Raw genomic sequence first — 13,853 nt, 5'->3', positions numbered from 1 at the left:
AACTACTCTAAGGAGTAGTTTTTTTGTACAATTATATTGAAAAGGACATTTCTATTTTCTTGTCAATGTCCTTTTATGTTATAATGAATAGGGGAGTTGATTGCGATGAAAGATCCATTTTATAAAAGTTTAGGGTATGCAATAAATGGAATAAAAACATGTATTCAAAAAGAAAGAAATATAAAAATTCATTTGTTTGTGATGGGATGTGTCATTGTTTGTGGTTTTTTATTAAAGATTAGCATTATCCAATGGATGATTTGTTTGTTGTTATTTGCCCTTGTTATTGGTCTTGAACTAGTAAATACAGCAATTGAGGCAGTTGTGGATTTATGTAGTCCTACTTATCATCCTTTGGCTAAAATTGCCAAAGACACAGCAGCAGGCGCTGTTTTAGTGAGTGCTATTTTTGCGGCTATTATTGGCTTGATGATTTTTGTACCGAGATTTTTTGAAATTGTTTTTCAATGATAAACAGATAACTACTCATTAAAATCGCAAAAAGAATTTCAATATATCCGTTAACTCTTGTAAAAACGACCAACAAAATACCTAAAAAAGAAACCCCTGATTCAAAATACCAATGAATACGTTGGTAAATTTCAGGAAATTGATAAAGTAAATAACGATTATAAATAAATAATAAAATAATGAAAAATAAACTTGGTAGCATTGAACAATAGACATGAATTTTTGATGAAAGATCTTGTCCATTTGTTGTATAGATAAATAATGAACCAATCACCATAAGTAAACTCGATAAATAAATAGTTATTAAACAAAAAGGTTGATAATGTGTTAAGCATTGGAAAACCTTTTTTGTTTTATAACCAAATATCATTGCACAAAGAAAGGTATATATAATGACAAGTAAATGATATTGTGGCATTGTTGATACACCAGTAATATTTTCATACATTAAATCTGCACGACTGGCAATAAAAATTGTAAAAGAACAAATCAATAAATAAAGCATTTTCTCACCTCAAAAAAATTATATACTTTTTTACAAAAATAAAAAGAAAAAACGAAAAAAATCCGGTATATAGAAGTGAGGAGGTATTTTTTATGAAGTTGATTTTAGATGATTTAAGTTTTGAAAGAGGTAATTTAGAAAACACATGTCGAGATGTACAAGTTCATTTTTATATGGAACAGTTGTCACAAAGGGAGGTGAAATTTTATTTGTCAGTTTATGCTGGATATATTTCTGATGATGATTTTAGATACTATTTAAAAATTATATATTTAATGGAATTTGAAGAAGGACTTCCAAAAGATCGTCAGGAAATTGTTAATGATGGAATTTATTATGTTGTTCCACAACTTTCAACTTTATTACTAGCATTTGATTCAATTATTCAAGAAGGGTCATAAGACCTTTCTTTCCTTCACACTTTAGGTGTTTTGACATATTTTAGATTGAGGTGGGAAAATTGTTAGTGTTTATTAATCATGATGATATGCGTTCGTTAGAGCTGATGGAGGAGTTGATGAGAAGGGGATATTATGTCAGTGATCGTTTGAAAGATATGAAATATGCTGATGTGATTTATTTGGGAGCAAAGGGAATGGATCGAAAGAATCGTTTGATATTAGAACATGAAACGATTGTTGTAGATGAGGAGATTATCAAGCATTTAAAAGAGAATTGTTTAGTATTTACATTAATTCATAATGAATATCTTATTGAATTATCTAAAGAGTATCATTTTCAATATATTGCCTTGTTAGATCAAGAAAACTTTGTTGAAAAAAATAGTATTTTAACTGCTGAGGGATTAATGAGTTATTTGATTTCACATCGGCGAATGCCTTTGTATGATAGTCAAGTGATTGTTTTAGGTTATGGACATTGTGCCAAACCAATCATTGATGATCTGATAGGCTTAAAAGCAAATGTAAAAGTTGCAGTTAGAAAAAGAAAATATCAAAAAGAGATTGAAAAGAAGAATGCTCAATATATAGCTATTGATCAAGTTGATTTATCACAGTGTGATATTTTAATCAATACGATACCACATGTTGTTATTGAAAAAGAACAATTAGATCATATTAAAAAGAATCTTATGATTGTTGATATTGCTTCATATCCTTATGGAATTGATCATCATTATGCTTTATCAAAAGGGATAAATTGTCAAATATTGCCATCTATTCCTTGTAAATATGCTTATGGATATGCTGGAAAAATGATTGCGGATGAAATAGAAAGGAAGCTTGAAAATGCTTAAATTAGGATTTTGTATAACAGGGTCATTTTGTAGTATGGATGATATGTTGATGGTTTTAGAAAAACTTGTCAAACTTTATGATATTGAGGTCTTTTTAACTGAGCGTGTGAATACAATGGATACGAGGTTTCATAGCCGTGATGAACTCGTTGAAAAAATACAAGCGATTGTTCCTAAAAAGATTCATACAACAATTCAAGAAGCTGAAATTTATGGACCTATTAAAAAATTAGATATCGTATTGGTTTATCCTTGTGATGGAGCAACACTAGCTAAACTCAATTACGGAATTAATGATAATGCAGTGACAATGCTTGTTAAGTCGTCTTTAAGAAATCAGGTACCAATTGTTTTAGGGGTGTTCTCTAATGATGTGTTGACCCACAGTGGCAAGAATCTGATTGAATTAATGGGGAAGAAGAATTTTTACTTTGTTCCAATGTATCAAGATGAGTATATTAAAAAACCAAACAGTATGATTGCTTGCCATCAAAAAGTTATTCCAACATTAGAAGCGGCATTGAAACATCAACAATATCAACCTTTCATATTAGGATACAAGGAGGTATAAAATGAAAGAGATATTTACAGCTTTATTAACACCATTTAATCAAGATCAATCAATCGATTATCCAGGTCTTTATAGAGTGATGGATCATTTGATTGAAGAAGGGAATAAATCATTTTTGCTTTGTGGAACAACTGGTGAAACTTCAACATTAAAATTGGATGAAAGACGGATGCTTGTAGAAAATATATTGGAGAAATATCCAACTATTCGGGTGATTGTGGGAATTTGTTCTAATAGTACTTCTCAAGTTATTAGACATATTCAAATGTATAAAGATAATCCACGTATTTATGCTTTTTTAGTCATTGTTCCTTATTATATTAAACCAAGTCAAAGTGGTATTTTTAAACATTTTGATTTGATTGCTTCTTCAACTGATAAAAATATTATGATTTATAATATTCCTAGTCGCTGTGGAGTCGCGATAGATGTTTCAACGGTTATTCGTTTAGCTAATAAACATAAAAATATTATTGGTATGAAGCAATGTGGACCATTGGATGAAATTCATATTCTTAAGGAAAATTTACCACAATTTAAAGTTTATATTGGCGATGATCATTTATTGTTAGAAGGATTAAAACAACATGCTGATGGAATTATTTCAGTAACCAGTCATCTTGATTATCCTTTAATTGAAGAAATTTGTAAAAATGAAAATATTTTTGATGATCGTTATTTAAAATTAATTAGTGAGTATGTTTTTATTGAGCCTTCTCCTGCGCCTATCAAGTATATCTTAAGTCAACTTGGGTATATTCAAAATATATTAAGGTGTCCATTAACTCCGATTAGTGAAGAATCTGAGGTTAAACTTGCGCCATTAATTGAAAAATATAAGAAAACAATTTGAACGATGAATAAGTTTATGATATGATTATCATACTTTTGAAAAAGCTATACACAAAAGAAAAACACATGTATAATATATGTAACAAAAGAGAAAGGGTGGAAAGATGAAAAACGATATCATTAGGTTTATACCTATGGGTGGACAAGCAGAAATGGGTAAAAGCATGTACTGCTTTGAAATCAACGAAAAAATATTTATAATAGACTCAGGTTTCCGTTTTCCTGATTCAGATAAGCTAGGTGTTGATGTGATTATTCCTAGCTTTACATACTTAGAAGAAAGACTAGATCAAATTGTGGCGATTATTATTACACATGGTCATGATGATGCAATGGCAGCATTGCCTTATTTATTACAAAGTGTCAATGTGCCTATCTATGCACCAAATTTAACAGCGGATTTAATTGAACAAATGATGGAACGTTTCCAACGTCATAATCGAGTAAAGATTGCTTATGATTTAAGACGTGTGAAACGTAATGCTTCACTTGATATAGCAGGAGTTCCAGTTGAGTTTTTCCCAGTGACACATTCTATTCCAGGAAGTGTAGGGGTTGCTTTATGGACTGATCAAGGTTATCTTGTTTATAGTGGAGAGTTCATTATTGATTTTGGAGCACCTGATGGATTTAGATGCGATATTCAAAAGATGATGGAGATTGGTAAAAAAGGTGTTTTGGCTTTATTGGTTGAATCATCAAGCGCAAAACATGAAGGTTATACATCACCTAATCATAAATTAACAAATCGAATTGATCATATTTTTGAAGATAGTAATGAAAGAATTATTATTTCTAGTTATGCTCAAAATGTTTTTAGAACAAAGGAAATTATCGAATTAACTAAAAAATATAAACGACAAATTGTTTTCTATGGGCGTGATAAATATGATAATACAAATAGTTTGTTGCGTATTGGGAAAAAATCAAAAGAACCGATTATTGATGTCCCTGATAGTTTATTAGGTCAAAAAGAAAATATTGGGAAACCACAATATGATAGCAATTATGTTATTTTATTGAGTGGAAGTCCACGCCGTATCTATCATGATATTTGTGATATTATTGATGGTGGCGATGATTTGCTAAAATTAAGAAAAGGTGATACTTTCATTGTGGCTTCACCAGTTTTACCTGGAACTGAAAAGATTGCTAATAAGGCACATAATGGTTTGTATAAAACTGATGCACATGTTTATTTATTGAAAAATAAAGATTTATTTTCAATGCATGCATCTGAAGAAGATATAAAAGTTATTATTCAAATCTTTAATCCAAAGTATTATATTCCAATGAAAGGGGAATACCAACATTTTATCTTTAATCAGCATATTGCTGAAGAAATGGGGATTCCAAGTGAAAATATTATTATTTTGGACAATGGAGAACGTATTACTTTTGAAAAAGGTGAACTAGTGAAGGCTAGAGATCTTTATGAAATAGAAGATGTGATGATTGATGGTATTGGAATTGGTGATGTTGGCGAAAAGGTTATTGATGATCGTATTCAATTAGCTAATGATGGAGTTGTTATTGTTGGATTGACAATTTCTCGAGAAACAAAGGAAATTATTGCCCAGACAGATTGTCAAACAAGAGGATTTGTTTATTTGAAAGATTCTGAATATGTTATTAAGCATGTGATTGAAATCTGTGAAAATGTTGTTGGTAAATTGAAAGAAGATCCAGATATGGAAATTGCTGAAATTAGATCAATGATGAAAGATCAGTCAATGAAGTATATTGTGAAAGAAACAGGAAAAAAACCAGTTTTTATAGGTGTTGTTGTAGAAATCTAAGCAAGAGAAAATCTTGCTTTTTCTTTTCAAGAGAGGAATATTTTGGTATAATGAGGAAAGCGAAAGAAGGTGAAAGTCATGGCTAAATCAAAACGTTCTAAAAAGTCTAAGAATCAAGTTATTGAAGAAACGTTAAGACTTAGAATTATTGTTTTGTTGGTTATTTTTGTTGTGATTATTGCCGCATTGAAATTAGGCTTTATAGGAGCTATGCTTCATCAATGTTTTGCCTTTTTAGTTGGTAATTTATATGGAGTTGTTTATTTGGTGATGATGATTGTTTGTCTTTATGTATTATATAAGGCAAAACTTCCTCATTTTACTGGACCTGAAGCGCTTGGTCTTTATTTGATATTTTTAAGTGTTTTAACGATTGCTTCTATTCCTTCTGATCCAAATATCAAAGGAATGGGAGTTATGAATACATATATCCAAAGTCATGCTTTTAATAAAGGTGGAATGATTGGGGTTTTCTTTTATGGTATATTAAGTAGTTTATTTGATAATTTAGGGACATTGATTTTATCTATCATTGTTTTATTGATTGGAAGTGCATTGCTTTTTAGTAAGCTTTATATTGAACATCAGAAGGCTCAAAAGAAAAAGAAGAAATCTGTTAAGAAAGTTAAAGAGGTTGCTGAGGAGCCACCAGTTCAAACAATTATTTTAAAAAAGAAATCTCATTTCTTTGATTTTCTTTCTAAGGATGAAGAAATTCCGTTGTTTCCTGATGAAGTTTTTGAAGATGAACCAAAAGATGTACCGCTTGATTCTGAAATAACAAGTGCTTTTGAATTTGATGATCAAAAAATGAAACTAGATATTAAAGAAATGAGTCCAGTTAAAGAAGAAACGAGTGAGGTTGAAGAAAAAGTTCAAAAACCAATTATTCATACATCATCATCTTATCAATTGCCACCACTTTCTTTATTATCAACGAAATCAACAAATAATGCAGCTAAAGAAAGAAGCACCGCAAATAAAAATGCCTCAAGATTAACAACTGTTTTAAAACAATTTGGTGTCAATGCTACTATTGAAAATGCTTTTATTGGTCCAACAATTACCAAATATGAATTAAAATTAGAAACGGGAACAAGAGTTAATAAAATTTTACAATTACAAGATGATATTAAATTGGCGCTTGCAACAGCTGATATTCGTATTGAAGCACCTATTCCAGGAAAACCCTATGTTGGTATTGAAGTACCTAACCAATCATCTTCAATGGTTGCTTTTAAAGATGTATTTAAGACTTTATCTAACAATAAAAAGTTAGCAAGCAATAAATTAGTTGTGGCTTTAGGAAAAGATGTTTCGGGTCAACCTATTTATGCTGAATTAGATAAAATGCCCCATCTATTAATTGCTGGAGCAACGGGTTCAGGAAAATCTGTTTGTGTCAATACCATTATTTCATCAATTTTAATGCGAGCAAAGCCGGATGAAGTGAAATTGATTTTGGTGGATCCTAAGAAAGTTGAGTTGTCAATTTATAATGGTATCCCACATTTATTAGCACCGGTTGTTACTGACCCTAAAAAAGCCGCTGCGGTTTTAAGAGAAGTTGTTGTTGAGATGGAAAGACGTTATGATGTTTTTGCAAGTGTAAATGCAAGAAATATTAAAAGTTATAATGAGTTTGCTAAGGAATATAATGCTGATAAGGATGAATCAGAACAAAAAGAGATTTTATCATATCATGTTATTATTTTAGATGAAGTTGCGGATTTAATGATGGTCGCAAGTAAAGAAGTTGAAGATTGTATTATGCGTATTTCACAAATGGCACGTGCAGCAGGGATTCACTTAATTGTTGCAACCCAACGTCCTTCAACTGATATTATTACAGGTGTTATTAAGGCCAATATTCCTTCACGTATTGCTTTTGCAGTTTCTTCAAGCATTGATTCCCGTACTATTTTAGATACTTCAGGAGCTGAAAAGTTGCTTGGGAAAGGGGATATGTTATTTTCTCCAATGGGGGCTTCTTCACCAGTACGTGTCCAAGGATGTTTTGTTTCAGATGAAGAAGTTGCATCAATTGTGCATTATGTTTCTTCACAACAAGAAGCAATTTATGAAGATCGTTATGTCAATGCTAAGGCAATTTCCTCTGGTTCATCTTCGAATGGTGATAGCTATGATGATGAAGATGAAGAATATGAAATGTGTCGCGAATTTGTTATTCAAGCGCAAAAAGCCAGTACTTCATTATTACAAAGAAAATTTAGAATTGGTTATAATAAAGCTGCGCGTATTATTGATCGATTAGAAGAAGAAGGGGTTATTGGTCCACAATTGGGGAGCAAACCTCGTGAAGTTTTTATTCGTCAATATCATGAAGAAGATTTATAGAATAAGAGTGATTCAGATAATTCAAAAAAATGTCGAGTTATATGCAATCACTCTTTTCATTTTGTAAAAATAATGGTAGAATATGTGTAGAATTTCAAAGGAGGAAAACTGAATATGAAAAAAGTATTTGCGTCGCTTTTAGCATTATCTTTAATGTTAGTTGGATGCGGTGGCGGTAAAGGTGGAGAAAAAGAAGAAGCAAAAGATAAAACACCAGTTATCGCGCTTGTAACTGATCAAGGTACAATCAGTGACAAATCATTTAACCAATCTGCATGGGAAGCTGTAGAAAAGTATGGTGATGAAAAGAAGATAGGTTATAAGTATTATAAACCTGCAACTTTTGATACTGCTGGATATACTGCTCAAATTGAAAATGCAGTTGACAATGGTGCCAAAGTTATTGTATGTCCTGGATTTAAATTTTCTGAAACAATTGCAAATATCCAAGAAAAATACAAAGATGTTAAATTTATCTTGATTGATGCAACACCTGCAAAAGGTGACAATGCTGTTGAACCAACAGAAAATGTTTATTGTGCATTATACAAAGAAACTCAACCTGGTTATTTAGCTGGTTATGCAGCTGTTAAAGAAGGTTATACAAAATTAGGATTTATGGGTGGTATTGCTTTACCTGCAGTTATTAACTATGGATATGGTTATTTACAAGGAGCTAATGATGCTGCTAAAGAATTAAATGTAAAAGTTGAAGTAAAATATGCTTATACAGGTACATTTAATGAATCTCCAGATATTAAATCTAAATCTGCTGGATGGTATAATTCTGGAACTGAAGTTATTTTCTCTTGTGGTGGACAAATCTGTAACTCAGTATTCGCTGCTGCTGATGAAACTAAGAAATTATCAATCGGTGTCGATAGTGATCAAAAAGATGCTAGCAAGACTGTTTTAACTTCTGCTATGAAAGGTGTTAACAAAACAGTTTATGATCAAATTAAAGCTGCATTTGATAAGAGCTTCAAAGGTGGAATCTACACACTAGATGCTGCTGGTGATTATGTTGGATTATCTCCTGATTTCTCAAGATTTAAAAAATTCACTAAAGAAGATTATGATAAAGTATTCAAGACTGTTAAAGATGGTAGTGTAAAGATTATTTCTAACGCTGATGTTGATAAAAAAGCTAATGGCGATCCAAATACAAAAGTATTAAAGGATGCTTTAAGTAATGTAACAGTTACATATGAAAAATAAGATGAAGTAGGCAAATGCCTACTTTTTCTATTTTTGAATGGAATGATGGATTTTGTTTATACTTAATAAGATGAAATATGATAAATCTTGTCAAATTCATATCAATTTGTTAAATAAATGTCAAATCAGATGAATAAAATTATTTTCCAAGTGAGAAATTTATAGTATAATGAAGCAGAGGTGAGTATATTGGAATATGCAATTGAAATGCTTAATATCACAAAAGAATTTCCTGGTATTAAGGCGAATGACCAGATTACTCTACAGGTGAGACAAGGTGAAATCCATGCATTATTAGGTGAAAATGGTGCTGGTAAATCGACACTGATGAGTATTCTTTTCGGGTTATATCAACCTGATGAAGGAATGATTAAAATCAATGGCAAAGAAGTTCAAATCAATGATCCTAATGATGCGAATAAATATGCGATTGGTATGGTGCACCAACACTTTAAATTGGTTCATAACTTTACAGTTTTGGAAAATATTATTTTGGGTGTAGAAGATACATCTATGGGCTTTATTAAGACTGCTGATGCGCGTAAGAAAGTTGTCGCATTATCAGAAAAGTATCATTTAAATGTTGATCCAGATGCTTATATTGAAGATATTACAGTTGGTATGCAACAACGTGTTGAAATTTTAAAAATGTTATTTAGAGATAATGACATTTTAATTTTTGATGAACCAACTGCGGTTTTAACTCCACAAGAAATTGATGAACTTATGCATATTATGAAAGGTTTAGTTAAAGAAGGAAAATCAATTATTTTCATTACGCATAAGTTGAATGAAATTAAAGCAGTTGCTGACCGTTGTACAATTTTGCGTAAAGGAAAATACATTGATACAGTTGATGTTGCAAGTGTTTCAAAAGAAGAATTATCAGAAAAGATGGTTGGAAGAAAAGTTAATTTTAATGTTGAAAAAGGTGAAGCTCATGTTGGTGAAACTGTTTTAAAAGTAGAGAATTTAACTTATCATCCTAAGAGTGGACATAAAGAAGTTTTGAAAAACATTTCTTTTGAAGTCAAAAGAGGTGAAATTGTTTGTATTGCGGGAATTGATGGGAATGGACAAAGTGAACTTGTTTATGCTTTAACAGGAATGGTTCCAACTACGAGTGGACATGTTTATTTAAATAATGAAGATATTACAAAGATGTCAATTCGTCATCGTAGTGATCATGGAATGGCTCATATTCCTGAAGACCGTCATAAACATGGTTTGGTTTTGGATTATTCTTTAGCAGAAAATTTAATTTTAAAGAGTTATTATAAACCTCGTTTTGAAAAGAATGGATTTATTCGTTTTGATGAAATGAATAAATATGCTGATTATTTGATTGATAAGTTTGATGTGCGTTCTGGTGAAGGTAGAAAATCAATTGCTAGAGGGATGTCAGGAGGAAATCAACAAAAGGCAATTATCGCCAGAGAAGTGGATAGTGATTCTGATTTATTGATTGCTGTTCAACCAACACGTGGATTGGATGTTGGAGCAATTGAGTTTATACATTCACAACTTGTTGCTCATCGTGATGAAAATAAGGCAGTCTTACTTGTTTCATTAGAATTAGATGAGGTTATGAATGTAAGTGATAGAATTTTAGTAATGTATGAAGGTGAAATTGTTGCTAATCTTGATCCAAAAACAATCGATGTGAAGGAATTAGGTCTTTATATGGCTGGTTCAAAGAGAGGTGAGGGATATGAATAGTTTTAAGAATAAAGTTGTGTCTTTATTTAAGAAAGAGGGAAGTAAATCTGTCATTTCTTCTTTGGTTGCTATTGGAATGGGGCTAATTTTTGGATTGATTATTATTTTGATTGCCAATCCTGGTGATGCATTATCTGGTTTTAAACTTTTATTAACTGGTGGTTTTTATAAAGGTGCTAAAAGTTTAGGACAAGTTTTCTATTTAGCTGTTCCTATCATGATGACAGGACTTTCTGTAGCTTTTGCTTTTAAATGTGGTGAGTTTAACATTGGGACACCCGGACAATATATTGTTGGAGCTTTTACTGCTGTTTTTGTAGCTTTGAAGTGTACTTTTATTCCTGATTCTATTTTATGGATTTTCTGTATTTTAGCGGCAGGATTAGCTGGGGCTTTATGGGCTGTTATTCCAGGTGTTTTAAAAGCATTTAAAAATGTTAATGTGGTTATTTCATGTATTATGTGTAACTATATTGGTATGTTATTGGTGATTGAAGGAATTAAAGCAACAATTTATAATCCAACTGGTGCTGAATCTTATGCTGTACCTGCATCTAAAGCGATTCCAACTTTTGGATTAGATGTTCTTTTCCCAGAATCACATATTAATTTTGGGATTGTTATTGCAATTGGATTATGTGTTTTGGCTTATATTATTATGAACAAGACAACTTTTGGTTATGAATTAAAAGCTTGTGGTTATAATTCTGATGCTGCTAAATATGCAGGGATGAATGAGAAAAAATGTATTATTTTATCAATGGCAATTGCTGGATTCTTTGCTGGTGTAGGGGGAGCTATTGCTTATATGTCAGGAACTGGAAAGACTTTACCAATTTCTGAGGTCTTACCTAATGAAGGATTTAATGGGATTCCAGTTGCTTTGTTAGGATTTAATAATCCAATTGGGGTTGTTTTTGCGGCATTATTTATTGGATATATTAATGTTGGTGGAAATTATATGCAATCATTAAATATTGCAATTGAAGTTATTGATATTATTGTGGCAGCAATTATTTACTTTAGTTCATTTACTTTGTTGATTAAGATGTTCTTAAATAAACGTAAAAGTAAAAAAGTAAAAATTGAGGAAGGAGGGCATGAATAATGAGTATTATTTATTTCTTGTTTGCCCAAACTTTATTATTTGCTATCCCTTTGATGGTTGTTGCATTAGGTGGGATGTTTTCAGAACGAAGTGGTGTTATTAATATTGCTTTGGAAGGGATTATGATTTTAGGTGGGTTTGCTGGTGTTTTCTTTATTAATTTTATGCAAGCAAATCAAATTTTAAGTGGACAAGTTTTATTAATTGTAGCGCTTCTTGTAGCTGGGCTTATTGGTGGATTGTTTTCATTATTACATGCTTTTGCTTCAATTCATTTAAAAGCAGATCAAACAATCAGTGGGACAGCGTTAAACTTATTTGCTCCTGCTTTAGGATTGTTTATTGCTAAGACTGTTCAAGATGGTGTGCAAAGTGTTATGTTTGAAAATCAATTTAGAATTGCTGAAGTTCCTTTGTTATCAAAGATTCCAGTGATTGGTGATTTGTTCTTTAATAATTGTTATTTAACAACTTTTATTGGAATTGGTCTTTTAATTGTTTCTTATATTTTCTTAATGAAAACAAGAACTGGTTTGCGTTTAAGATCATGTGGCGAAAATCCACAAGCATCTGATGCAGCTGGGATTAGTGTTTATAAAATGCGTTATTTAGGAGTTGTTATTTCAGGTGTATTAGCTGGAATGGGTGGATTGATTTATATTTTACCAATCAGTACAGAATTCAACTGTAATGTGGCTGGATATGGATTCTTAGCTTTAGCTGTATTGATTTTTGGTAACTGGAAACCTTGGCGGATTGCTGGTGCAGCTTTCTTCTTTGGTGCAACAAAGACGATTGCTTATACATATAACTCTGTTCCATTTTTAGCAGCGTTATCATTACCAGCTACAACTTATAAATTAATTCCTTATGTTGCAACTTTGATTTTATTAGCCTTTACTTCAAAAAATTCTGCTGCACCACGTGCAGAAGGAGAACCTTTTGATAAAGGAAAACGATAAATGAATTGATAACTCTGTGTCAAGAGTGAAGAATTAAAAGAGTAGCTATCACGTAGTGATAACTACTCTTTTTGAGCTTTATTGTATTTGAATATATAACTATAATCTAAGTGCATGAATATTCTTTTTTGTAAGTTTTTAAAGTATCTGAATCCGTGAGCTTTTTTTGGTTCTTTATATTATTATTCATTTTTTAGATGAAATTGGCACTATGCGGAATAGTGATTCAATTAACAAAAATAACGAGTGAAAATCTAGAAAATAAAATTGTTCTTGGTGTATCAATAAGCAAGGAGAAAAATGCTATATCACAATCGCTATAAATAATTGTTGACGAGCTTAAAAGTATGTATAAAAGGCATTTCATTTTAATGAAAACAGGAAATCATTCATAATAAAACTTTTTAAAACTGTAACAAGTGATATTAGTTTAAGTATGCTAAGGATAATTAGATAATTGGCAGTAAGTCATTGGAAAGGCCGACTAATGTTATAACTATAACTAATTAGTGAAATATTAAATATATGACAGTAAAGATATGTCTATCTATGTTTCTCTAATATAGAATCATAATTTATTTCTGTTAATATATTTTTAATACTTATGCTAAAAAAATGAAGGATGTCAGTTGTGCCAAAAATGTAAACATAATCTGTAAAAAGTTATAAAATATATAATGTGTATAATCATAAGAGAAGATGAAATGTTATGAAGAAACTATATATGAATTTTTTTATAAGTTATTTCTTTTATGGTAATATTCATCAAGGATACATACATTTTCTGTATTTGAAACGTATTAACAACAATGGACAGATAATAAAGAGGGAAAATATGGATTTAAGTAAAAAAATTAACAGAATTAATATGAAGAAAATATACAGAAAAACAAATAAAAAATAATGTATTTGTTGATTTATTGACAAAATAATATATTCCCATCTTTGACAATTTATAAGCAATAAAAGTCCTGAACCCAATGTGTATAAACGGTTTCAGGACTTTTTGGTTCTGTAACGAATATGCGTAAA

The 13,853-nt window shown here is 30.8% G+C and carries 12 protein-coding genes; 11 read left to right on the top strand and 1 reads right to left on the bottom strand.

The features are described from left to right. Nucleotides 1–105 precede the first annotated feature (105 nt). Entirely contained in the window at nt 106–471 is a 366-nt protein-coding gene (locus tag EDD60_RS04480; protein ID WP_066449606.1) for a diacylglycerol kinase family protein, read from the top strand. Here EDD60_RS04480 and EDD60_RS04475 read toward each other — a convergent pair. Next, nucleotides 419–976, bottom strand: a complete 558-nt coding sequence (locus EDD60_RS04475; RefSeq protein ID WP_066449609.1) for a hypothetical protein — start codon at nt 974–976, stop codon at nt 419–421. The genes EDD60_RS04480 and EDD60_RS04475 overlap by 53 nt on opposite strands. Nucleotides 977–1,068: 92 nt before the next feature. Between EDD60_RS04475 and EDD60_RS04470 the strand changes: the two genes are divergently transcribed. The 10 genes from EDD60_RS04470 to EDD60_RS04425 all read left to right on the top strand — a co-directional run bounded on the left by EDD60_RS04470 (nt 1,069) and on the right by EDD60_RS04425 (nt 12,821). Then, nucleotides 1,069–1,377 (top strand): hypothetical protein, encoded by a 309-nt coding sequence (locus tag EDD60_RS04470; RefSeq protein ID WP_066449611.1) that lies wholly within the window; start codon nt 1,069–1,071, stop codon nt 1,375–1,377. Between the two features lie 65 nt (nt 1,378–1,442). Next, nucleotides 1,443–2,234, top strand: a complete 792-nt coding sequence (locus EDD60_RS04465; RefSeq protein WP_243646637.1) for an NAD(P)-dependent oxidoreductase — start codon at nt 1,443–1,445, stop codon at nt 2,232–2,234. Beyond that, nucleotides 2,227–2,805 carry a dipicolinate synthase subunit B gene (locus EDD60_RS04460; protein WP_132226235.1) on the top strand — a complete coding sequence of 193 codons (579 nt, stop codon included), beginning with the start codon at nt 2,227–2,229 and terminating at the stop codon, nt 2,803–2,805. Before EDD60_RS04465 ends, EDD60_RS04460 begins: the two co-directional genes overlap by 8 nt. Nucleotide 2,806: 1 nt before the next feature. Continuing rightward, nucleotides 2,807–3,658, top strand: coding sequence for a 4-hydroxy-tetrahydrodipicolinate synthase (gene dapA, locus EDD60_RS04455; RefSeq protein ID WP_066449618.1), 852 nt, complete (start codon nt 2,807–2,809; stop codon nt 3,656–3,658). A gap of 103 nt (nt 3,659–3,761) precedes the next feature. Next, nucleotides 3,762–5,456, top strand: coding sequence for a ribonuclease J (locus EDD60_RS04450; RefSeq protein ID WP_066449621.1), 1,695 nt, complete (start codon nt 3,762–3,764; stop codon nt 5,454–5,456). 78 nt (nt 5,457–5,534) lie between these two features. Then, nucleotides 5,535–7,814, top strand: coding sequence for a DNA translocase FtsK (locus EDD60_RS04445; protein WP_066449623.1), 2,280 nt, complete (start codon nt 5,535–5,537; stop codon nt 7,812–7,814). Between the two features lie 114 nt (nt 7,815–7,928). After that, nucleotides 7,929–9,032: a BMP family lipoprotein gene (locus tag EDD60_RS04440; protein WP_066449625.1), complete on the top strand. Its 1,104-nt coding sequence runs from the start codon at nt 7,929–7,931 to the stop codon at nt 9,030–9,032. Between the two features lie 189 nt (nt 9,033–9,221). Then, a complete protein-coding gene (locus EDD60_RS04435; RefSeq protein WP_066449631.1) occupies nt 9,222–10,751 on the top strand; it encodes an ABC transporter ATP-binding protein in 1,530 nt (509 codons plus the stop codon). Beyond that, entirely contained in the window at nt 10,744–11,859 is a 1,116-nt protein-coding gene (locus EDD60_RS04430) for an ABC transporter permease (protein ID WP_066449633.1), read from the top strand. The genes EDD60_RS04435 and EDD60_RS04430 overlap by 8 nt, the downstream gene beginning before the upstream one ends. Then, entirely contained in the window at nt 11,859–12,821 is a 963-nt protein-coding gene (locus tag EDD60_RS04425) for an ABC transporter permease (RefSeq protein WP_066449634.1), read from the top strand. The genes EDD60_RS04430 and EDD60_RS04425 overlap by 1 nt, the downstream gene beginning before the upstream one ends. Nucleotides 12,822–13,853: the final 1,032 nt, after the last annotated feature.

The organism is Longibaculum muris (assembly GCF_004343035.1).
GTDB classification, from domain to species: Bacteria; Bacillota_I; Bacilli_A; order Erysipelotrichales; family Coprobacillaceae; genus Longibaculum; species Longibaculum muris.
Note: the sequence above shows the minus strand (reverse complement) of the source record. Positions and strands in the feature narration are given on the sequence as shown.

Bases quoted from the DNA above. Each gene is read 5' to 3' on its own strand.
- EDD60_RS04430 (WP_066449633.1), top strand. From the start codon at position 10,744: ATGAATAGTTTTAAGAATAAAGTTGTGTCTTTATTTAAGAAAGAGGGA.
- EDD60_RS04450 (WP_066449621.1), top strand. From the start codon at position 3,762: ATGAAAAACGATATCATTAGGTTTATACCTATGGGTGGACAAGCAGAA.
- EDD60_RS04480 (WP_066449606.1), top strand. From the start codon at position 106: ATGAAAGATCCATTTTATAAAAGTTTAGGGTATGCAATAAATGGAATA.
- EDD60_RS04460 (WP_132226235.1), top strand. From the start codon at position 2,227: ATGCTTAAATTAGGATTTTGTATAACAGGGTCATTTTGTAGTATGGAT.
- EDD60_RS04470 (WP_066449611.1), top strand. From the start codon at position 1,069: ATGAAGTTGATTTTAGATGATTTAAGTTTTGAAAGAGGTAATTTAGAA.
- EDD60_RS04445 (WP_066449623.1), top strand. From the start codon at position 5,535: ATGGCTAAATCAAAACGTTCTAAAAAGTCTAAGAATCAAGTTATTGAA.
- EDD60_RS04440 (WP_066449625.1), top strand. From the start codon at position 7,929: ATGAAAAAAGTATTTGCGTCGCTTTTAGCATTATCTTTAATGTTAGTT.
- EDD60_RS04425 (WP_066449634.1), top strand. From the start codon at position 11,859: ATGAGTATTATTTATTTCTTGTTTGCCCAAACTTTATTATTTGCTATC.
- dapA (WP_066449618.1), top strand. From the start codon at position 2,807: ATGAAAGAGATATTTACAGCTTTATTAACACCATTTAATCAAGATCAA.
- EDD60_RS04475 (WP_066449609.1), bottom strand. From the start codon at position 976: ATGCTTTATTTATTGATTTGTTCTTTTACAATTTTTATTGCCAGTCGT.